Annotated in this window: 19 protein-coding genes and 1 pseudogene; 2 read left to right on the top strand and 18 right to left on the bottom strand. The window is 34.1% G+C overall.

The annotated features are described in order from the left end of the window. Positions 1-373 precede the first annotated feature (373 nt). Together AB3H93_RS13095 and AB3H93_RS13090 are read left to right on the top strand one after the other, a co-directional pair. Complete coding sequence (locus AB3H93_RS13095; protein ID WP_136771189.1) at positions 374-1123, top strand: MurR/RpiR family transcriptional regulator; 750 nt, start codon at positions 374-376, stop codon at positions 1121-1123. A 265-nt stretch (positions 1124-1388) separates the two neighbouring features. After that, positions 1389-2873 carry a nucleotide sugar dehydrogenase gene (locus tag AB3H93_RS13090; RefSeq protein ID WP_181916668.1) on the top strand — a complete coding sequence of 495 codons (1485 nt, stop codon included), beginning with the start codon at positions 1389-1391 and terminating at the stop codon, positions 2871-2873. Between the two features lie 114 nt (positions 2874-2987). On the opposite strand, the gene AB3H93_RS13085 is transcribed toward AB3H93_RS13090, so the two are convergent. The 18 genes and pseudogenes from AB3H93_RS13085 to AB3H93_RS13000 form a co-directional block, all read right to left on the bottom strand. Continuing rightward, positions 2988-3215 carry a transposase gene (locus tag AB3H93_RS13085; RefSeq protein ID WP_169301969.1) on the bottom strand — a complete coding sequence of 76 codons (228 nt, stop codon included), beginning with the start codon at positions 3213-3215 and terminating at the stop codon, positions 2988-2990. 2 nt (positions 3216-3217) lie between these two features. After that, entirely contained in the window at positions 3218-3439 is a 222-nt protein-coding gene (locus tag AB3H93_RS13080) for a hypothetical protein (RefSeq protein ID WP_025479000.1), read from the bottom strand. 23 nt (positions 3440-3462) lie between these two features. Then, positions 3463-3561 carry a hypothetical protein gene (locus AB3H93_RS13075; protein ID WP_263854360.1) on the bottom strand — a complete coding sequence of 33 codons (99 nt, stop codon included), beginning with the start codon at positions 3559-3561 and terminating at the stop codon, positions 3463-3465. A gap of 769 nt (positions 3562-4330) precedes the next feature. Then, positions 4331-5743, bottom strand: a complete 1413-nt coding sequence (locus tag AB3H93_RS13070; protein WP_010738100.1) for a flippase — start codon at positions 5741-5743, stop codon at positions 4331-4333. Positions 5744-6850: 1107 nt separating this feature from the next. Continuing rightward, entirely contained in the window at positions 6851-7837 is a 987-nt protein-coding gene (locus tag AB3H93_RS13065; RefSeq protein WP_010738101.1) for an acyltransferase family protein, read from the bottom strand. An 8-nt stretch (positions 7838-7845) separates the two neighbouring features. Next, the gene (locus tag AB3H93_RS13060) at positions 7846-9102 is read right to left on the bottom strand and encodes an O-antigen polymerase (protein WP_002323847.1); all 1257 of its coding nucleotides are present in this window, start codon (positions 9100-9102) and stop codon (positions 7846-7848) included. Between the two features lie 20 nt (positions 9103-9122). Beyond that, the gene (locus AB3H93_RS13055) at positions 9123-10277 is read right to left on the bottom strand and encodes a glycosyltransferase family 4 protein (protein WP_002323846.1); all 1155 of its coding nucleotides are present in this window, start codon (positions 10275-10277) and stop codon (positions 9123-9125) included. A 15-nt stretch (positions 10278-10292) separates the two neighbouring features. Then, entirely contained in the window at positions 10293-11438 is a 1146-nt protein-coding gene (locus AB3H93_RS13050) for a glycosyltransferase (RefSeq protein WP_002323845.1), read from the bottom strand. A gap of 4 nt (positions 11439-11442) precedes the next feature. Beyond that, positions 11443-12639 (bottom strand): ATP-grasp domain-containing protein, encoded by a 1197-nt coding sequence (locus AB3H93_RS13045; RefSeq protein ID WP_368020672.1) that lies wholly within the window; start codon positions 12637-12639, stop codon positions 11443-11445. Beyond that, complete coding sequence (locus tag AB3H93_RS13040) at positions 12639-13331, bottom strand: sugar transferase (RefSeq protein ID WP_136771180.1); 693 nt, start codon at positions 13329-13331, stop codon at positions 12639-12641. The genes AB3H93_RS13045 and AB3H93_RS13040 overlap by 1 nt, the downstream gene beginning before the upstream one ends. After that, the gene (locus tag AB3H93_RS13035; RefSeq protein ID WP_136771181.1) at positions 13321-14331 is read right to left on the bottom strand and encodes an NAD(P)-dependent oxidoreductase; all 1011 of its coding nucleotides are present in this window, start codon (positions 14329-14331) and stop codon (positions 13321-13323) included. The genes AB3H93_RS13040 and AB3H93_RS13035 overlap by 11 nt, the downstream gene beginning before the upstream one ends. A gap of 23 nt (positions 14332-14354) precedes the next feature. After that, positions 14355-15575 (bottom strand): DegT/DnrJ/EryC1/StrS aminotransferase family protein, encoded by a 1221-nt coding sequence (locus AB3H93_RS13030; protein ID WP_010738106.1) that lies wholly within the window; start codon positions 15573-15575, stop codon positions 14355-14357. A gap of 13 nt (positions 15576-15588) precedes the next feature. Next, positions 15589-17406, bottom strand: a complete 1818-nt coding sequence (locus AB3H93_RS13025; RefSeq protein ID WP_252711028.1) for a polysaccharide biosynthesis protein — start codon at positions 17404-17406, stop codon at positions 15589-15591. A gap of 13 nt (positions 17407-17419) precedes the next feature. Next, complete coding sequence (locus tag AB3H93_RS13020; RefSeq protein ID WP_368020671.1) at positions 17420-18184, bottom strand: tyrosine-protein phosphatase; 765 nt, start codon at positions 18182-18184, stop codon at positions 17420-17422. Positions 18185-18211: 27 nt separating this feature from the next. After that, positions 18212-18910, bottom strand: a complete 699-nt coding sequence (locus AB3H93_RS13015) for a CpsD/CapB family tyrosine-protein kinase (RefSeq protein ID WP_136771184.1) — start codon at positions 18908-18910, stop codon at positions 18212-18214. A 12-nt stretch (positions 18911-18922) separates the two neighbouring features. Then, positions 18923-19702 (bottom strand): YveK family protein, encoded by a 780-nt coding sequence (locus AB3H93_RS13010; RefSeq protein ID WP_252711026.1) that lies wholly within the window; start codon positions 19700-19702, stop codon positions 18923-18925. 15 nt (positions 19703-19717) lie between these two features. Further along, the gene (locus AB3H93_RS13005) at positions 19718-20662 is read right to left on the bottom strand and encodes an LCP family protein (RefSeq protein ID WP_136771186.1); all 945 of its coding nucleotides are present in this window, start codon (positions 20660-20662) and stop codon (positions 19718-19720) included. Between the two features lie 40 nt (positions 20663-20702). Beyond that, positions 20703-21482: pseudogene (locus AB3H93_RS13000) on the bottom strand (hypothetical protein). Between the last annotated feature and the right edge of the window lie 360 nt (positions 21483-21842).

Genomic DNA, 21842 nt, shown 5'->3' with positions numbered 1-21842 from the left:
TACTTAATCAGCTTAAGGAAACACAAAATCACCGTTATCACGCTATATACTTTTTTGTTCTCCAATACCTGGTAATACAAACCCTCCAATTGATTTAAGCAAAAATTATTCAGATACTATTTCTTGGATTGTTTCCGAAACGACTCCAGCTTAAAAAATAGAATCTTATAAAGTAAAAATTATAAAAAATCAAAACTGGGGCAGAATGAGGTTCCTTCTGACTCAATTTTGATTTTATACCACTCATCAGTCCTTATTGAAAAAGAACCAGAAGTTTTCTTTCTGTCCTAATTATTCTAAGATTTCTCTTTACCAACATCATTTGACAAAGAGCCTATTTTTTAACTAACTTTTGGTGAAAGAAGGAAAGAATATGGATCACAAATTAAGTGAAACAGAACAGTACCTCTGGAACTTTATCGAACACCATATCCTAGAGATCCCTAACTACTCCATTGTGAATCTAAGTGAACAAGCAAATGTCTCAACAGCCACCATTGTGCGGACAATGAAAAAGAAAGGCTATGAAGGGTTTACTTCGTTTAAGTATCATCTAAAAGAAGGAGAAAACAAGAACATCAATTTTTCTTTCTTAGATAAAGTAGACAAAGGCATCCGCCGAGCCATTCTAAAAAATGAACAAGAAGTGGTACGTACGATCAATATGTTGGAAATCGGAAATATTGAGGATGCGATACAAATAATCAAATTTGCTGACCGGGTTTTTGTCTTTGCCCGAGGATTTTCAGAAATGATTGGCCAAGAAATGCTGGTAAAACTTCAATTAACAGGAAAAAATTGTCAAATGCATACTGATCCAGAGATTATCAAAAGCATCAGTCGAAAACTAACTAAGAAAGACAGCGTTATTTTTGTTTCTTTGAACGGCGAGACAAAAGAACTCGTCACTGCCGCAAAGAATTGCTATGATGCAGAGATTGGTTCAATTCTAGTTACAGCCAATCATTCCTCTACACTGAAAGACTATTGCGAGATCAATCTCGTAGGTTTCAAATCAGAAGGTTCTTATTTCCCTGATTATGAAGTACGGTCACGTTTGTCTCTCCAGATCATCGCGAGAATTCTGCTTGACGCCTATGTATTGCGTATGGGGGAGAATTGAGAAGCAGTTTATTGTGGTTGGTTACAGTTTAAAACATCACATTTTTTTATTCTTTATATTGTAGGGACTCACGGAAACTTTTTATGTATAAGGTTATTCACAATCTACAAGGTTACTTTAAGTAACAAAAAAATAAGTGAAAATACTTAAAACTAAAAAATATCTTTTTAATCAATAAAAAAATTGACATATTTATTAATAATAAGCTATTCTGTTATAGAAGAAAAAATCATTTGTTATTAATAGTAACAAAAAGGAGTATATCATGAAAAAGTTATCTCAAAAACGTTTAGCTCAAATCATTATTGATTCTAGAAAATCTCTAAAAATGACACAACAAAAACTTGCAGTAGCTACTGGTATCAACCGCGCCTTAATTAGTCGATTAGAATCTCTCGATTTTATCCCTTCAATACAACAATTAGAATCATTAGCCGAAGTTCTAAATTTTGAACCAACAGATCTATTTATAAATGAATCAAATAAATCAAACAGAACAAAACATCAGTCGAAGAATATTGCTGTAGCTGGTACTGGTTATGTAGGTCTTTCCATTGCTATTCTTCTTGCTCAGCACAATCAGGTAACAGCAGTAGACATTATTCCTGAAAAAGTAAAACAAATCAATAATAAGAAATCGCCAATACAAGACGATTACATTGAAAAATATCTAGCTGAAAAAAATCTTAATTTAATTGCAACGACAGATGGAGCAACCGCTTATAAAAAAGCTGATTTTGTTGTCATTGCTGCCCCAACAAATTATGATAGTAAACAAAATTATTTTGACACTTCTGCTGTAGAATCAGTAATTGAATTGGTATTAGCAGTCAATCCAAAAGCAATAATGGTTATCAAATCGACGGTACCTGTAGGCTATACCGAAAGCATTCGTGAAAAATACAATACTAAAAATATTCTATTCAGTCCAGAATTTCTCAGAGAATCTAAGGCATTATATGACAATCTATACCCTTCGCGAATTATTGTTGGCACGGACCAAAATGACAAAACTTTACTAGAAGCCTCTCATACTTTTGCAGATTTACTCCAAGAAGGAGCAATCAAAAAAGATATCGAAACTCTTTTCATGGGATTCACAGAAGCTGAGGCAGTTAAATTATTCGCTAATACTTACCTTGCACTTCGAGTATCTTACTTCAATGAACTTGATACTTATGCAGAAATGAAAGAATTAAATACCAAAGATATTATCAATGGAGTATGTCTCGATCCAAGAATTGGCACTCATTACAATAATCCCTCTTTTGGATACGGTGGCTATTGTTTACCAAAAGACACAAAGCAACTTCTAACTAACTATAACGATATACCTCAAAATATGATGAGTGCAATTGTCGATAGTAACCGAACAAGAAAAGACTTTATAGCAGACCGCGTGCTTCAAAAAACTGGATATTATTCTTACGATGATGACAATACTTTCGATTTGTCTCTAGAAAAAGAAGTGATTATTGGAGTCTATAGGCTTACAATGAAAAGTAATTCGGATAACTTCCGTCAATCTTCTATTCAAGGTATTATGAAAAGAATCAAGGCAAAGGGAGCCACTGTGATAATTTACGAGCCAACACTTAAAGATGGTAGTACATTTTTTGGTTCAAAAGTAATAAATGATTTAGAAAAATTTAAAAGCATAAGTCATAGTATTATTGCTAATCGATATGATAGTATTCTTAATGATGTAAAAGAAAAAGTATACACTAGAGATTTATTTCAACGAGATTAATATAGTGATCTATTTTGATACTATAATTCTTAGGCTCTTTGTCAAATGATGTTGGTGAAGAGATATCCTAGAATGATTTTGACCAGAAAGAAATTTTTTCTTTCTGGTCATTTTTTATTTTATGAGCAATGCTTTCACATATCGAATCATGATTCGCAATTTAAAGTTATAAAAGCTTCGAAACTCATAGGCATTTCGTTTTAATACCTCGATATGATTATTCAAACACTCCAAAGGACCATTTGAGTAGTTAAAACCTAGAGCGTTCTCAATTTGTGGAAGAAAATCTTTGAAAGTTTTCAAAGTCGTATTATAGATCTTAAGAAGGTCTATTTTTTCCACATTCAAATATTCTTAAACGTTTCGATTTCACGTTTTTTAACTGCATAAAGTAAGTTTTGATAGAGTTGATAACTAGTGCGTAGACTAGGACAGTCTCTGAGAAAGCGATCCACTATTTCATTCTCAGTTAAATAATCTTTAAATAGATTCGCCAAAGGCATTTGATATAATCCAGTTTCTCCTCTTCTTTTTGTAGAAGCTTCCAGTAACTTTTCAGCTTTCACCCTATACTTTTTTGGAAAGAAGATCAACGTTTAGGCAATGAATTCGTTTCTTTGATTCGTTGATTGCGAAATGTTCTACCGATATGCTGGACAATGTGGAATCGTTCAATGATCAGTTTCACGGTTAGAAACTGTTTTTTCACTAAGGAAACATAAGAGGTGCACACATTAATTTAATCGCCTCTCGAACCTCTGATGAGAAGCGCATAAAGTAACATTCTAGACAGGGAAATCGTCGATTTTCTAAAATATCCAGTAGTTCATAGGTGTCACCGTCCATCAGGATGAAGCTCATGGAGCTAGACACACTACGAACAGGCTAAATTCATCGAAACATAAGATTTTTGGCAAGCTTTGTTTCAAAGGATTCAATGGACGATAAAAATTTTTCCTGATTCAATAAACCGAAGAAATAGAAATGTTTTTTTGCCGGCAATTTTAATCATTAGTTTGTTCTTTTTAATGAGCGAAGGCAGACAACCGGAACATTTTAACTAATAAAATAATGTTTTTCAGAGATCAAGGTATTGGCAATAAAGGTTGTAAAAAGATTCTATTGTTGACAACATCTTTTCTTCCATCTAGATAAGTTAAGTCATTGATTGACCACCTACGAAGAGAGGCGTGGCAATGAATACATTCATTCTTTAGATGAATAGTAAAGTATGCTACGATAGATCAAACAAATTTGATCTAAATGTTTTTAGTTAAACATTTCCCTTTTAAATAGACATTTAGTACAGAGTAATCATGATATATCTTCTATTTTTTAAATCAATAAAAATACACCAGTAGAACCTATCCCATCCAAAAATAATAGAAGCATAACTTCTATTAGATATATTTATAAAGAAGCAATAAACAATATAGAAGCCTTCTATATTGGAAAAATTAAACAATTTTTTTTGTTAATTTTATTATTATTATTTGTAATAATAATGAACCCATGTAAATTGGAACGCCTATCAAAATTTTCCCTAGCATTATGGAGCTTAAACTTTCAAAGGGTAATTTAACATTTAATAATACACTGAACATTATTATCCCAGAAATAATAAAAGGTACAGAAATCCATACCATGTAAGATATGTCTAAATCATTTCTTATCTTATAGCTTATATATACACACACAGCTATTTCTGCTAATAATGTGCCTATTGCAGCTCCAATAGAATAATAATTTTTAATAAGTAACGAATTAGATAAAAAATTAACTATTGCACCGATAAAAACAGATTTCACATAAATTTGGTCCAATTTATTGGGAATAACATACTGAGTTCGTACAACATTAGCAAATGCTAAAAAAAGACAACTAGGTAACAGAATCCAAAATAAATAAATACAAGTTTCAAAACCTTTACCAAAAAAAAGAGGAACAAATTCACTTGCTACCCCCATTATTCCAAAACATAAAGAAGAGGATAGGAACATTGCAAATAGAATACTTTTGTTTATTAACTTTTTACTTTCAATACTTTTCTTATTGTTTGCGAGATTGCTCATTCTAGGTAGCATAATCATTCCTAATGAAGTAATTAGGAGCATAGGAACTTGAATAATTTTTTCTGAAGATTCAAAATACCCAACTTGTAAATTATCAGTTAAATATCCTAGCATAATCTTATCCATTGTCCTATAAATACTTACAGCTACTACAGTAAGAAACAGAAATAGATTTGGCTTTATATGAGATACTACTTCTGAAAGCTTTGGCTTATAAAAATATACTTTTTTTATCAAATATGGCCATAATAAGATTTGGCTAACTAAGAAACTAAGTGATAAGATTAATGTATATATATTTATATCACTCGGTTTTTTAACAAAAAGAAAAATAGCTACGGTACTAAGAATTTTTACTAATGTATTTCTAATAACTGTAATACGAAATTCTTCCATCCCAAAGAAAAACCAGTTTATATCAAATATCCCTGATAAAGTATAAAATAATAATGTCAGCGCTACTACTTGATTCGTAGCAATAAAAATGCAATAAAAAAAATATAACAAATTTATAAATATTCCTAGAAGTATTTGTAATGAATATATTGACCAAAATTTTCGTGATACTTTTTCTTTACAGCTTCTTTCTATTGCTATTTCTCGATTACCATAATTATTTAGACCAAGAAGAATAAACATAACGAAATAGGCCGCAATCGAATAATTATAAGAGTAAATTCCAACTCCATCTGCACCTAAAACTCTAGAAATATAAGGAGTAGTCACAAGTGGAACTATCATAGACAACATCTGATATGCAGAATTATATATAAAATTAGTTTTTAAATTACTTTTCACTTTATCCCTCCAAACTTATTTTACTTCTTCTTAATAAACTGATAAAAAATGAGTACGAATTCTCTATCCTTTTAATGTAACCCACCTTAATATGCGAAGTAAATTTACCGATTTATAGTTAGAAAAACTATTAAAATAATAAGTAGACATATTTAATTAAAAAATTAAACAATCGCTTACCATATTCCAATTAAAAATTATTTATAGCATAATTATAAATAGATTTTTTCCATTTAAACACCTGTCCATAAACTTATTACTAAATTTTTCTTTTGAAATATTTCTTCGAATGAATCCTGTATGTAGCTACAGCTTTATTTATTAAATGTGCGTCCCCTGAAAGTATACCTCTTAAATATAAACAATTATAATTAATCGCACATTTAATAACGTGAAAATGTTCTCCAGATAATATCCGTTTTCGTCATTAATACATTTCAGACTTAATTTCAAGATATTTCTATACATAATCCTTTATTTACCACTCTTATTAGATGGATGCTCTGTGACGTAATAAGTAATCGTTGGCTCTTTCTCTGGTTCTTTATTTAAACCGTGCTCTACGTAATTTTATGGTATTGCATTAACCTGTTCAATGTTGTTCCTACTATTTCATCAAGATATACCCCAACTCGTTTCACGAACCTATCATCAGAATCTCCCCTGTATATGCCCTCTATTGAATGTGTACCATACACACGTACAACATCTATAATTGATTTCTACTTTGCTTTGCAATGTAAGCAAACTGTCCATGTTTTTTTATTTTTGATTTCTTTTTTTGTGCTGCTCTTATCTTTAGACATGTCCTTCAATAATTGTCTAGTCTATTGACATTCTGTCTTTTTCTAAAAATTTATATATTTTGAATGCTTCACTCCTGAATTGACTTTCCATAATCTGTATCCAATTTCATCTGGCCCTAATATTCTGGATACATATGGTCTCGTAATAAATGGGGGAACCATGCTTAAAATTTGATGCAACATATTTAATAGCAGTTTTTTTATACTAGTATTTATCCTATAATTCTCCATTCATTAACTTTTTGATTCATCATTCCCACATATCTAATAATAAATTGTTATTTCTCCTTCTGCGTTTTGATCAATACACTTTTCCTAGCATTATTCTGAATGGTGTTTTTTCTAGAATGATATCAATTATATGGAGTACTAATAATGTAATTAACAAAACTACAATTCTACTAATAAGCTCTATAAACTCAGAACTTGTATTTATAATCAATCTTTTCAAAAAGAATAGCACAAATTCATTCAAGCATAGATATACTAAGCTTTTTTTTCCAATATAAGATATCTCATTTACAAATATATTTTTATATTTAGATATCTTTAATGCCAATCTATATATTACGAACACCGTCAGAAGTGACCCAGTGACAAACAAAAATGGATTCCCATAATTTCCCATCCTGAGATTAACATCATCATTGAAAAGTATACAACATACTCCTAATACTAATAATATAGAAATGTCATATGTTTTTATGTTTTTTAAGTTTCTTTCATATTTTTTCAAATAAACTGAAATGCTATAGAAAAACAAACCAACGAATGACACATCTATCGCCCATGGTAACCTTATCCCAAAATTTCCGAGTATAATTCCTAATATAAAAATTACTAGAATCACCCCCACTTTAATCACTCTATTCTTAACTTTTTTATTTAACGAAAAGAAAAGAAATTCTATAATAAAAATAGCTGTCAAATACCATATCGCTCCCGCAACAGCCAAGCCATCTGTATTTATCCATAGAAAATTAATGAAATGAGATTTAAAATCTTCCAACGGTTCCATTCCCAAAACACCTTGAGTTAAAGAAATTGCTAAAAATAGAGCACCAAAGGTCAAATATGGAACCAGTAAACTTCTGCCTTTTTTTCTTAGCCATGATTTCACGGATCCATTGTAATCTTTATATAAAAATCCAGATACACATATAAACAAAACCATATGAAATCCATAGATAAGTTTATTAAATATATCCCCATATTCAATATGTCCCATTATCATAAAAATAATGCCAATGCCTTTTAATATATCTAATTCGACTTTACGTTCGTTCATTATTGAATTCACCTATATACTTTCACTCTGATGTTTATGACTTTTTTAAATAACCATATAAAGATAATGGAAATCATTGTGGGCACCATTCTTCCCGTAGATAAACCAAAAGAATATATCATATAGAAATATATAGCTACATTAAATGCATTTTTGTTTTTTTGCATTTTCTTATATGATAATCCTATAAGAAATCCTTCTATTATACCTCCTAATAAAACCCCAACAAAACCAAAATTGGCATACATATATCCTGGAGTTGTAAATGGTACACTTCCTGTCTGACTCGGCAATTCGTCACTGTTGGCATTAATGTCTATATCGTTTCCTCTTATAATATTGACTAAATAAATTCCATCATCCGTACTTGGTTTCGATTTAGTTCCTGGAATTAAAGAAGGAATAATATTAAGATATCCTTTTCCTAGCCATTTTTCATGATCAGAAAAGTAATCATAAACTTTGATATCACGACCGACATTAGTATAGTTATAAAATAAATCTTCCCACATGGACTGACTTACTTTATTTGAATTCTCAGTCCTACTCAATGTTGCTGTATATGCCAAAAATACAAGTAATACTACTACTAAAATAACTCTTAAATTTAGCACTCTTGATAAATTCATTCTTCGAATCTCAAAATTATATATAAAAAAAGTAATCAATACTACAATAAACGCTGGAGTCCGGCTTGTATAGATAAGAAAAGATAATGCGTATAAAGAGATCATTACAATCAACAGTACTTTATATACTCTTCGTTCTTTGTGAATGACGAATTTTTCAAACATTGCTAGTATTGCAACAACCATAAATTTATAAAACATAGTATATATTCCATATCCATGGGATTGCATCAAGTATGCAAGCTGTCCGTTTTGAATTACAAATGAGAGTCCACCTAACTTGAGGATAACCAATATTTTCGCCCCAAAACCGATCGCAAAAAATATAATAATATTAATTAGTGGAATATCATATACCTTGTTTTTCTCCGCTACAAATATCTTCCTCGATAAATTAATGCCTGCTAATGCTGAAAAAACATATATTAATTCAAATAACATCACCTTCATACATCCCGCAACCGTAAATTCTATAGATGATTCTGATGTAAACAGAATCATTCCAGGAACGTAAGAAATAAATTCCAATATCAAAAACAAAACCTTTGGCTCTAAAAAATCTTTTTCTTTTTGGTAATAGATATATAACATTAATAAAAAAAACAGGCCTAATAATATTCCAATAAATTTTATCATAATAAATTTAATTCCTTTTCTTAAGAGCTTATAATTCGATTAAACATATCTATATGACCTTTAATTGCATCATCCTCGGCAATCTTCTTCTTGTAATACTCAACCGTATTATTTGATAATGAGTTAAACTCTTGGGTATTTAATACTGCTATTTTACCTATAGCTTCAACAAACGCTTCTTCATCCCCAAGGTTACATACATATCCTGCTATATTATCCAAATCATCCCAAGGAGTTGTTCCCTTACTTAAAATCACCGGACAACCATTAGCTAAGGATTCTGCTATAACATGACCATAATTTTCATTAATTGTCGGAAATAAGAAACAATCATACTTCTTAAATGTGCTTCCTACTTCGTCTGGAGCAAGTACTCGACAATAATTTAACTTCACATTAGTGGGAGCATTTTTCCCTATTTCCTCACATTCATCCCAATAATCCTGTGACTCTTTTGGTCCGTAAACATCAAAAATAACGTTATAATTTTTAACTTTGGTTGCTACTTCCACTGCAAATTTTAAGTTTTTCACTTCATGGATTCTTGATATAAATACTATTCGAATTTCTCCGGATTTTTTTTCATAGTCATCCCTATAATTATCCGGCATTACCGGTATATTCCTAACATATGAAATTCTATCTGCTGGAGCACCTATATAATATTTTAAGCCTTCAAATTCATCATCGCTGGTAGCATGAAACCATGCTCCTTTATAAAATCCTAAGCGCCTAGCTAAAAATAAATATGGTACTTTTTTATATGCTTTCAGATTTGTAACTCTATCTCGACTAACCTCTCCACGTGGAGAAAACAATACAGGAAAATTTAGTTTCCTACTCAACCGCATCGTATAAAGCTTGATTTCTGGATGAAGAATACCAGAAAACCACACTAGATCTGGTTTTAGATCAGTAAACAGCTTTTCAAGATGATTCATATTAAAATCAAAATATTTATCTGGGACATACAGAACTTTCGCTTTACCTACCTGGTTCCATCCTTTTTGAATATTAGGAAACTCTATGTTGTCACCAAAATCATGATTTAACGCAACAATATAAAACTGAAATTCATCACTACACGCCTCAACAGTATTTCTAATACTTGTTACCGGTCCACCACATCGCTTAGACGGTAAATACCAACCGTTAAAAATCAATATTTTTTTCATCTCGACACCTCTGTATTATAACTTACTCATCATTTCCTCAAATTGCTTTTCAAATGCTGTCTTACTAAAATATTTATCATACATATCTCTAGAGGCTTTTTTCATATTCCTTACTTCGTCCATTGAAACCGCACATATTTTTTCTACAACAGTATCCAAATTCTTCCTATCAACATTATATCCACATCTATTGTTTACCACTAAATCATGTGTATCGCCTGAAATATTATTTATCAAAGGTAATCCTGCTTCAAAATAATCTATACTTTTCATTGTCAGACCAACACATACGGTTTCTTTCATAATATTAAAAGCAAAACTGCATCTACTGTATATTTTAGATTTTTCAACCTCATCATAAACTATTCCATGATAATTGACTTCAATATTTTTTCCACTTAACTCAGAAATTAAATCTTGACGTTGTTCACCATCGCCAATAATGTGTACTATTGTCTTTTTCTTTACCGCTATTTTTTTTGAGATTTCTACTATCAAATCAACATCAATTATATTATTGATAGATCCAACATAAACTAGTTCTATACATTCATTCGAAATTTGTTCTTTAGGCAATTCCATTGTTGTACCATCTTTACATAAATATATGGTACCGCCTTTAATCTCCTTTATATTAGTGTTTACTAACTCTTTAAATAAATCGCATTCAAATATTGTAAAATCAGCCTTTGCAATGTATTTATCTCTTAATGAAGCCCATATCTTCATTGGAAACTTAAATAAAGTTTTCTTTTTTCCATTTATTGGCATTGTTTCTGGCCACATATCACCGAGTTCAAATATGAGCTTTGTTCCTTTAAAACTACTTTTGTTAGTGGCAAAATATTTAAAAAGGAAATTCGGAGGCCCACTAACATACAACAAATCCGGTTGCAATTGCAGGGCTCTCTTTACGCTTTTTCTTGCAAATATCCTATGGGATTGAATTCTTGAAAGTGATAAATTTCGCCTATATTCCGGCACCTTCAGCAATTCTAATCCTTTTCGATTGTTTTGATACTTTTCCTTATTTCTATGATCAAAATCAGAAGAAAGAATTTTTACGTTATATCCAATTTTCTGAAGATACTCCTCTACAAATTTAATTCTAACGTTGTAACTATAATTATCAAACGGAGTAACTATCACTGCTTTTTTCATATTCTTATTCCATCTCTACTTTTATTTTACTCATTGCACCGTTGCACATTCGAGCTGCCTCTTCCGCACTATCCCCCTGTGCAATCACAAATCCCATTCTCGCTGTACTACTGTCAATCTGTGTTATCGTTTCACCAATACCATGAGTAATACTAACTTGTTGAATACCTTCCATACGATTAGCATCCTCAACACCGTATATGTTCTTTATAACTCCTGCTGTTTGATTGAAATATCTTATTGCGCTACCCTTAGCAAACTTAGGAGTTATATCTGGTTTCTCTCCCAACGCTATTCTAATACAACACTCCACCATATTGACTCCTGTTGACAGCGTCACTAAATGTGTTGTAATATAATCACCGCCTAGTCTTGCACCAAGTTCTACAATCTTAGGGCCACTTTTCGTTACAATAATTTCTGTATGCGACGGGCCGTTTGTAATTCCTAATGCTTTATTAGCGGATTTAGCTACTATCTTTATTTGTTCAGAAGTCGAATCAGAAAGTTTTGTTGGCTGTGTATGACCCATCTCCACAAAATGTGGGGAGCCAGTTGTAATCTTATCTGTGATCTGAATCACATGACATGTACCGTCGATTGTAAGTGTTTCTACGCTAACTTCTGGTCCTTCCATCCATTCCTCGACCACTACATCTCCATTTCTAGAAAATTCCTTGCTGTACTTGTAAGCCGCTTGAATCAGCTCAATATCTTCCCCACTTTCCAATTTAAAAATTCCTCTACTACCAGAATTATCAGCAGGCTTTACTATAATTGGAAATTGTAATGATAAAATAGCTTTCTCATATTCCACTTCATTCGAAACTTTATAAAACTCCGGAATCGATACATTATGTTCTTTAAGTACTTTTCGCATTTCAGCTTTGTTAGTCACTCTCAGAGCTGTATCACTGGTAATCCCAATTAGATCCAATTCCTTGGCCACAGCAGCTACGGTTCTCATTGGCATATCGCTTGCCAATGTCATAACACCATCTATCTTATGTCTTTTTGCGGCTTCCACAACGGCTGGGATATCTATTGTACTTATTATTTCAGGAATAACTCCTTCAACCTGCAATCCTATTGCTTCTGGATTCATATCGACTCCAACAACCTGTAATCCCATTTCTAATGCCTTCTCAATGGCAGGAAGCTGAAGGATACTCGCACCCAAAATCATTATTCTTTTATGCATTATTTAACCTCCGAAATATTTTCTGTTTTACTTCCATCTTCATTGAGAACATAGGTATTATCTGTTGTAGCATCTATTCTATTAACATTTTTGTGGCCCAGAACTGTAACTATAGTCATGAATACTATCTTTATATCAAACCAAAGCGATATATGCTTAACATAGTAAATATCATTTTTCAGTTTTTCTTTTGTTAAGACTGAATTTCTATTTACAGCCTGATTATATCCAGTAACACCAGGGCGTACTCTAAGAATAATCTTCTCCTCATATGTATAAGCAGCTGATCCTACAGGGGTATCTGGACGAGGGCCTATAAATGTCATATCTCCCTTAAAAATATTAATAATCTGCGGTAATTCATCTATACTCGTTTTCCTTGCAAATTTTCCAAACTTAGTTACGCGAGGATCATCGTCTCCATTATATGTGGAGCCATCAGCAAGACGTATATCTGGAGCATTTACTTTCATAGAACGCAACTTAAACATCTTAAATGTTTTTCCATATCTACCTGTTCTATTGGCCATATAAAATATCGGCCCGTGATCTTCCTTTTTGATGAAAATTGAAGAAAAACCAATTACAATTCCTACCGGAATTAACAATATTGTAGAACAAACAATATCGAAACTTCTTTTTATAAATCTATATCCTATACTCCCTGCTGGAGTCATTTTATTATTTAACATAATGGAAGAGCTCCTGATATTTATTGGAATCTAAATCTTTTTTATAATCTATCATCATAACTTTAAAGTCTGCATATTGGGGAACAAATCCAAAATCACGCTTTGCTTTATCCATAGAGAATATATATGAAGGAGTGTTATTAACCACTTCAGGTCTATAAGTGATCTTAGATTTTTTCTCCTTGCTTGGAGCCCACAACTCTGCAATAATCTCTGCCTGTTCTTGCAGTGTAACACCACGACCGGATGTCATGTTATACAGACCATATGTATGCTCACTTTTCATAGCTAAATAATATGCATGAGCTACATCTTTAACATATACAACATCACGGCTAAGATTTGGGTCACCAAAGATACAAATATCATCACCCACTGATGCATTATCAATAAATTTTTTCAATCCTGATTTCTTCAGTGTTCCATTAATGTAAAAACAATCATGAGGTCCTACTCCATATACAGGTGGAAATCTAAACCAGGCATTTTTCATGCCGTGCTGCTGATTATAGTACTCCATAGCATCATTAGCGGCGTTCTTTGAAAATACATACACAGCGTGATCACCTGTATATATAAAATCGCGTGGTTCGTCTTCGGTAATTATTTTCTTTCCCCATGCGCCTCTAACATCTGCATATGAACAGTTTGAAATAATTCTGTTTATTCTGTTTCTTCTACAATACTCAAGTACATTAATTGTTCCAATAGTGTTGACAGCAAAATATTCATCTGCATTTTCATCTTCATCTAAATTCACCTGTGCATTTGCCGGGAGCAGACCGCTCAGGAGAATCACTCCATCTATACCTTCCTTCGGAAGCTGCTCAAAATCTTCCTTATGGGTTAAATTTAAATTAATGTATTGAACTCCAAGTTTATCATAATGTTCTTTAAACTTGTTATTTCTACCAGTAACAATTACCTGTTCTCCTTGTTTTAAAAATTCAGCAACAGTATAAACACCAATAAAACTGGATGCCCCCATAACAATATACATATGATGCTCTCCTTTATTTTTGTTTAAATATATTCCTTCACAATGTCACTATAGTTATCGATTACATATGCAATCTCTTCATCCGTCAGTTTTGTATGAAGTGGCAGTGTGATTTCATTAGCAAAATGCGCATAAGCATTCATATAATTCTTAATGTCAAATCCAAGTTTCTTATATGCAGTGTGCATTGGCAGTGGCTTATAATGTACATTACAAGCAATTCCTCTCTCTGCCATCCTAATGATAATTTCATTTCTTTGCTCCGGTGTGATTTCTGGAATGCGTGTGATGTATAGATGACCGGAACTCTGGTATTTGTCTGTATAATGATTCAGTACCTCAATCCCAATCGGCTTAAACGAATCATCATATTTTGCAATGATGTCTTTACGTTTTGCAAGCAGTCTAGGATAACGCTCGAACTGAGCTAAACCAATTGCAGCAGTTACGTCTGTCATATTGCATTTGTACCATGGACCTACAATATCGTACTCCCATGCACCCAACTGTGTTTTAGCAAGTGCATCTTTTGACTGTCCATGCAAAGAAAGCAACTGGCATTGATTATACATTGCCTTATTATCTAGTTTTTCGTGCTCTTTCCATACTAAAGCTCCACCTTCTGCAGTTGTAAAATTCTTAACAGCATGAAATGAAAAAGTTGTCAAATCAGCAACATTACCAACCATATGATCATGCCAATTAGCTCCAAACGCATGAGCAGAATCTGCCATAACAATTATACGACCATAAGCTTTCTGAATCTCATTACTAGGTTGAAATAAATTTCTTTTTTTCTCCACAATCTCAAAAATACGGTCGTAGTCACAAGGTATACCACCAAGATCAACAGGAATAATCACTTTTGTCTTCTCCGTAATTGCTGCTTCTAATGCATCGTAATCCATCTCCAAAGAATCTTGTTGACAGTCTACTAAAACTAGGTTCGCGCCTATGTGGCATACCACCGATGCACTGGCAGAATAAGTATAAGCTGGGACGATAACCTCATCATTTTCTCCTATTCCCAGCAAACGTAACCCTGTTTCTGCAGCAGCAGTTTGTGAATTTAAACAAACTACTTTAGAAGTTCCTAACCACTTTGTAATTTTTTTTTCTAATTCTTTTGTCTTTGGTCCCGTAGTTATCCATCCAGATTTTAATACTTCTACAACGTTTTTTATTTCTAAATCAGTAATATCTGGCGGTGAAAATGGTATCTGACGTTTTTCTAATTTATTCATTTATATTTTCCCCCTACTTATTTGAAGCATTTGCAAAAGTGACGATCTCTTTAGCCAATTGTTCGTCGTCTTGCGGCAGGCTCTTGACAAAATCCATCACTGTTTGCATGGAGTAACCTTTGATGTTTCCCACAAAGATCTTCTCGTAAACTGCTTCATCGTTTCTTTCCTTATCTAACAATAGTTCTTCATATAGTTTTTCCCCTGGACGGATACCTGTTTCAATGATTTCGATCTCGTCTTCGCTGTATCCGCTCAATCGGATCATGTTTTTGGCTAGATCTACGATTTTCACTGGTTCGCTCATGTCTAAAATAAAGATTTCGCCGCCTTTTGCTAATGCACCAGATTGAATAACTAAACGACTAGCTTCAGGAATCGTCATGAAATATCGGGTCATACGAAAGTCTGTTACGGTGACTGGCCCTCCTTGAGCAATTTGTTCTCTGAATACTGGGATCACACTACCACGAGAACCAAGGACATTCCCAAATCTGACAGCTGAGAATTTCGTACAGCCTTCTTCATTCAACCCAGTCACGATCATTTCAGCAATTCGTTTTGTTGAACCCATGACATTTGGAGGATTGTTAGCTTTATCTGTCGATACCATGACGAAGTTTTTCACTCTTGCTGCTTTAGCTGCTTCTGCTACATTTTTTGTACCGAAAATATTGTTTTTGACTGCTTCTTTTGGATTATATTCCATCAGTGGTACATGTTTATGAGCAGCTGCATGGTAGACAATATCTGGATGATATTGTTCCATGATCTCATTGATTTTCTCGCGATCTTGGATATCTGCGATGATCGGTACGATTTCTGTAGGATAATTTTGATGATGCGTGCGTAACTCACGGTCAATCAAGTAGATCGAGTTCTCCCCATGTCCTAAAAGCAATAGCTTTGCAGGATTGAATTGAATGATTTGCCGACAGATTTCTGAACCGATCGATCCTCCTGCGCCGGTGACAAGAATGACTTTGTCTGTGATCTGATCTTTGATGGATTCAATATCCAGCTTTACCTCATCTCTTCCCAGTAAATCCACTACGTCAATTGTTTTTAATTTTGATACACTAATTTTTCCTGAAGCAAGTTCTTCTATAGAAGGCATCGTGTTGACTTTCACACGAGCGGATTCGACTAACTCGAAGATTCTTCGTAATTTTTTTCTTGATAAGGAAGGAATAGCGATCGTTACCATTTGAATGTCATATTTTTCAATCAATTCCGGAATATCTTTTAATGCACCTAATACTTTTTTTCCTGAAAGATACGTATTTCTTTTATTTGGATCATCATCTACAAACCCGACAACGTGGATATCTTGAGCTGTTTTGGATCCAAGAAAGCTGTTGTATAAAATACGCCCGCCTTCGCCAGCACCAACGATCAAGGTATTTTTAGCAGAATCTGCTGATACATATCTCATATTTTTTGTTTCGATGTAGATACGCCAGATCAATCGGCTAGCGATGATCAATAAGAGCGAAAGCAGATAAGCAAAGATAACTAACCGTAAACTGTATCGCCGATTAATGAACAGCAGTATGAGGATACTTGAGGCAGCACTTGCAGATAGTGAACTAAAAATTGCAATGATTTCTCTTAAATTTGTATAGCGATTGATCCGAGTGAAAACTTTGAATAAACTACCATAAAATAAATAAAAACCAATCGACAAACCGATAGAGATTAAAATAAGGTCCATTGATATAGATACAAACGGCTTCATGAATTTAGCTGCTGCAATATTTGCAGCGATTAATAACAAGCTGTCCACAACAACCAATGTGGCAATTTTTCTTCTTCTTGTTAATATAAACACTTTTTAACTCCCCCTAAAATAAACCAAACTTCTTCTTTTTTACCTCTTCATAGATTGGATAACTGATCTCATCCCCGTTGATCAGATCCTTTGCGACTTGTTTCATCTGTACTACTTTTTCCTTACCAAAGTCCTTGGCAATCTGCTCATAGCACTCTTTTAAGTAAAACGTGCGCTTAGAGACCCCGTGTGCATCAGAAGCAGCCATCTGCACGAGATTATGTTTGACCATTGTTTTGGCTGTTTTCTGGATGTCTTTGCCAAATACACCAACATAACTTGGCGCAGTAAGTTGGGCCAAACATCCCATATCTAGAAACGGAAGCAAATGATTCGGGTCTTTACGAAAATGCGCGTTGCGTTCTGGATGGACGATCACTGGTGTCTTTCCTAGTTGTAACAACTCAAAAAAGAGCCGTTCTGCATATAACGGCACTTCCAGTGTCGGAATTTCGATTAGAAGATATGTATCATCTAAATCTGTAAATAAAATTTCATCTCGGTGGATGTCTTCAATCAGTGTTCCGGTAATACGTACTTCTTGTCCTTCCAATAACGTCAAAGGCAATTGTCTTTTTTCTAATTCTGCTTGTAACGAAGCGACTAGAGAAATGACTTGTGATTTTTCATTGCTGTATTTTCCATTATTGTGATGGGGTGTGCATAAAATATGTGTGATCCCTTGTTGAATCGCTTTTTCAGCCATGGCGATACTGGCATCTAAGTTTTCTGCTCCGTCATCAATTCCTGGCAGGATATGGCAATGTAGATCAATCATTTCTCTTGTCTCCTCTCTTTTTATTTCTTAATTCCCGTAGTAATAGCCAGCATCTTTGCTGTGTTCTGCCCCATTGTATACAACACCAAGGACTCGCGCTTGTACCATATCTAACAGTTCTTTTGCTTTAGTCAATGATTCTTTACGTGACGTATTTTCCCGTACGACCAATAAGGTGCCATCCGTTTTTGAAGACATGATCTGTGCATCTGTTACGACAACGACTGGCGGTATGTCGAAGATCACTACATCAAATAGTTGTCTTGCTTCTGCTAAAATCTGATCCATTCTTGGCGAGCTTAGTAACTCTGATGGATTTGGTGGTTTAGGTCCACTTGGCAGAATCGACAAATTGTCGACTGGTGTTCGTTGGATCTCATCTGCTACACTTCCTGATGAACTAAGGACAGTACTTAATCCGCTTGCGTTGTTCAACTTGAACGTTTTATAGATGACGGGCTTACGTAAGTCTGCATCGACTAGCAGCACCCGTTGACCAGATTTGGCAAAAACAACGGCAATGTTTGCTGCAGTGGTAGATTTCCCTTCTTCAGGTCCTGATGAAGTCACAACAATCGTTTTGATTTGCTGACCAGCTGCGGAGGCAAACTGGATATTCGTCCGAATCGTACGATATTGTTCGGCTATTAGTGAAGAGGGGTTTGTTAGTGTGACCAAACTGACTGCATGAGTTTGGGTTGCTTTTTGTTTCTGTGTTCGTGCCATTTTTCTTTCCTCCTAGACTCTTGAGCGGCTTCTGCGTGATGGCGCTGTTTTATCGTTTGTAGCTTTTGGTTGTGTCGGAGCTGTTCCTTTTTTACGGATACCAGCATTCAATTCTTTCGCTGACATTTCTGGTACAGTCCCTAAGATTGGAAAGCCTAATGTATCCGTCACATATTTTTCATCTTTTACTGTCCGGTCGAGTAATTCAAATAAGAAAGCTAGACCTACACCTACCATCATTCCTGACACTAAGCCAATCACTAGATTCAATTTATTATTTGGCGAAACAGGTGTCGTATTGGCAACTGCACCTGAGATAATCGAGATTTTATCGACATTCATCACATCTTTGGCGTTCTCTTGGAATACTTGTGACGTTGTATTAGCGATTTGTTGAGCCGTCACTGCATTTGTGCTTGTTGCTTGGATCGAGAACATTTGTGAATTTTGTGACTGATTGACGGAGATGGCATCTTTGATTTGTCCAGCAGTCATTTTCACATTGTCTTCTGTTTCTAAACGATCTTTGACTTCATTTAGTACTAGATCACTGACGATCATATCTTTATACGTATTGATCATTTGCAGGTTCGTATTGACATCATTGACATTTACAGTATCTGATTGTGGCATTGTCACAATCAATTGGGCTTGTGAGCTGTATTTTGGTGTCAAGATGAAAAACGTCACGATGCCTGAGATGGCCAAACCAGCAAACATTGAGATGAGGATTGTTATCACGTGTTTGCGTAATGTTTCAAAAATTTCTTTCAAGCTGATTGTCTCTTCCATTTTTTCTCCACTTTCCTATTTATTCTCTAGATTCATTTGATCTTTTAATTCTTTTTTCACACGGTCAAGTTCTTGATCGCTGACTTTTTGGTATGAGATATTGTCTTGCATGAAGCCTTCTCCTTGCAGCTGATCTTGCTTGATCGTACCAAATGCCTCCCAATAATCTAAAGCAATCTTTTTCATTTCATCAAAGCTCATGTCTGTTTTCATATTCGACTCTAGAGCATTCAAAACGGATTGATAGTTGCTGACACCGTTTAGACTCAATACTTTTTTCGCTACACCTTCTACGATCTTTCTTTGACGCTCTTGTCTACCATAGTCACCGTTTGGATCTTCATAACGCATACGAGAATAAGATAATGCCTGATCCCCGTTCAATGTGATTTTACCGATCGTAAAATCATAGCCATCTTGTGAGAAGGTGAGGTCATTATTGACTTCGATACCACCAACTGCATCAACGAGTTCTTTTAGACCTTTCATATTGATTGAAACATAGTGATCGATTGGGATGTCTACATATTTTTGTACGGTATCCATTGCCATGGCAGCTCCGCCGAATGCGTAAGCGTGGTTGATCTTGTCTTTTGTGTCATGACCAACGATGTCGACATACGTATCCCGAGGAATGCTGACAATCGTTGTCTGTTTATCTTCAGGACTGACTGTGGCAACCATCATCGTATCTGATCGTCCTTGATCGACCCGTCCTAAATCTCCCGTATCGATCCCCATCAATAGGACAGAGAAGGATTCTTGTTTGTCCAGATCAACTGGTTTTGTTCGTTCTCCTTGGGTTCGTTCCACTGATTCGTAAGTTTTTTCAATAGAATGTGAGAGATCTAGATATAATTTTGCTCCTACTCCTACGATTGCTAATACTAATACGACAAGAATTGCTAAAATAATTAGAAATATCTTTTTCCCTCTTGATTTTCTTCTTCGTTTTGCCATAGTTTCCTCCGTTTGCTAGCCTTGCTTGAATTCTCGCTTATTAATAGCTCGTATTGCTATAGCCCATTTGCTGAGCGACTGTTTCTGCTTTTGACGCGTATACGGCTCTTATTTTTTCATTCCGGATCTGTTCGATGAGACTGAGTGCGGTCAAATATTGATCGTAAGTAGCAGTAGCTGTTACTTGACCGTCTTTCAGCATCGTATCGAATAGCTGATCTAGTTGCGTGACTTGTGCAATTTGGGTATCAGCGAATCCTAGATATTGCATAACGACTGTTTTCCAAGCACTATCCTTAAAAAAGCTCATATTTTCACGTACATGGGCGACATCTGCACTTGCCAACTTTTCTTTGATGATGACATCATCCACAGCTTGCTGCCAGTTTGATACGTTTTTAGTAAATAATTTATTGACAGCCGTCTGGATCTTCAGTTTTGATCCTGCATCCTCTAACTGCGTTAAGACTGCTTTCTTTTCTTCTTAGATCGCAGCAGCTTCTTTAGGTAATTCTGATTCCTTGATGTCATAATCATCTGCCGAAAGTTTGATAGAAGATAGTTTATGTGACAAATTTGAAACTGTTTCTTCTGTTATTTCAGGATTTAGGAAAATTTTTTCTTTTGTACTGTACAGCTTATCTACTTCTTTTGATAAAGAGGTCACGGTGTCTTTTTGATTGGTGATGGCAGATTCTGCGTAATTGATCCGTTGATGATGTTGCCGCTGATTATTGATATGGTATCCAAACAAACAGATCGCAATAGCACCTGCACCTACCACCACAGTAGTCAATGACTTGATGAATGGCTTTTCCATAGATTCACTCCTAAGTATGGATGATAGATAAATTAAGATATAATTCACTTACATAAAAATGACAGCTGTCACTTTTCTTTTTAAATGGCATAAATTTTTAATTTTATTTGACAGAAACTATAAATGTTTAATTGCTAAGAACATCGTTCAAAATAATTGGTGGATTTTCTTAGCTCTTATTTTAAAACAAAGTGTTCAGAAAATCGTAGTTTTTTTGATAAATTGCCAATATATTAAAAGAGAGAAGTCACCAAATAAATTATTTGATGACTACGTGAAATGATATAGAGATTATAAAGTTTTAAGAATATCGGATGATACAAATATAACAAAAAAATAGTTTTAACCATTTCAAAAAAT

Origin of the sequence: Enterococcus sp. C74 (genome assembly GCF_040887125.1) — a bacterium.
GTDB classification, from domain to species: domain Bacteria; phylum Bacillota; class Bacilli; order Lactobacillales; family Enterococcaceae; genus Enterococcus_B; species Enterococcus_B hirae.
This window is presented reverse-complemented; position numbering and strand designations above follow the sequence as displayed.

What these genes read in the sequence shown, in the direction of transcription:
- AB3H93_RS13095 (WP_136771189.1), top strand. Translation starts at nt 374, where the DNA reads ATGGATCACAAATTAAGTGAAACAGAACAGTACCTCTGGAACTTTATC.
- AB3H93_RS13090 (WP_181916668.1), top strand. Translation starts at nt 1,389, where the DNA reads ATGAAAAAGTTATCTCAAAAACGTTTAGCTCAAATCATTATTGATTCT.
- AB3H93_RS13065 (WP_010738101.1), bottom strand. Translation starts at nt 7,837, where the DNA reads ATGAACGAACGTAAAGTCGAATTAGATATATTAAAAGGCATTGGCATT.
- AB3H93_RS13060 (WP_002323847.1), bottom strand. Translation starts at nt 9,102, where the DNA reads ATGATAAAATTTATTGGAATATTATTAGGCCTGTTTTTTTTATTAATG.
- AB3H93_RS13055 (WP_002323846.1), bottom strand. Translation starts at nt 10,277, where the DNA reads ATGAAAAAAATATTGATTTTTAACGGTTGGTATTTACCGTCTAAGCGA.
- AB3H93_RS13050 (WP_002323845.1), bottom strand. Translation starts at nt 11,438, where the DNA reads ATGAAAAAAGCAGTGATAGTTACTCCGTTTGATAATTATAGTTACAAC.
- AB3H93_RS13045 (WP_368020672.1), bottom strand. Translation starts at nt 12,639, where the DNA reads ATGCATAAAAGAATAATGATTTTGGGTGCGAGTATCCTTCAGCTTCCT.
- AB3H93_RS13040 (WP_136771180.1), bottom strand. Translation starts at nt 13,331, where the DNA reads ATGTTAAATAATAAAATGACTCCAGCAGGGAGTATAGGATATAGATTT.
- AB3H93_RS13035 (WP_136771181.1), bottom strand. Translation starts at nt 14,331, where the DNA reads ATGTATATTGTTATGGGGGCATCCAGTTTTATTGGTGTTTATACTGTT.
- AB3H93_RS13030 (WP_010738106.1), bottom strand. Translation starts at nt 15,575, where the DNA reads ATGAATAAATTAGAAAAACGTCAGATACCATTTTCACCGCCAGATATT.
- AB3H93_RS13020 (WP_368020671.1), bottom strand. Translation starts at nt 18,184, where the DNA reads ATGATTGATCTACATTGCCATATCCTGCCAGGAATTGATGACGGAGCA.
- AB3H93_RS13015 (WP_136771184.1), bottom strand. Translation starts at nt 18,910, where the DNA reads ATGGCACGAACACAGAAACAAAAAGCAACCCAAACTCATGCAGTCAGT.
- AB3H93_RS13010 (WP_252711026.1), bottom strand. Translation starts at nt 19,702, where the DNA reads ATGGAAGAGACAATCAGCTTGAAAGAAATTTTTGAAACATTACGCAAA.
- AB3H93_RS13005 (WP_136771186.1), bottom strand. Translation starts at nt 20,662, where the DNA reads ATGGCAAAACGAAGAAGAAAATCAAGAGGGAAAAAGATATTTCTAATT.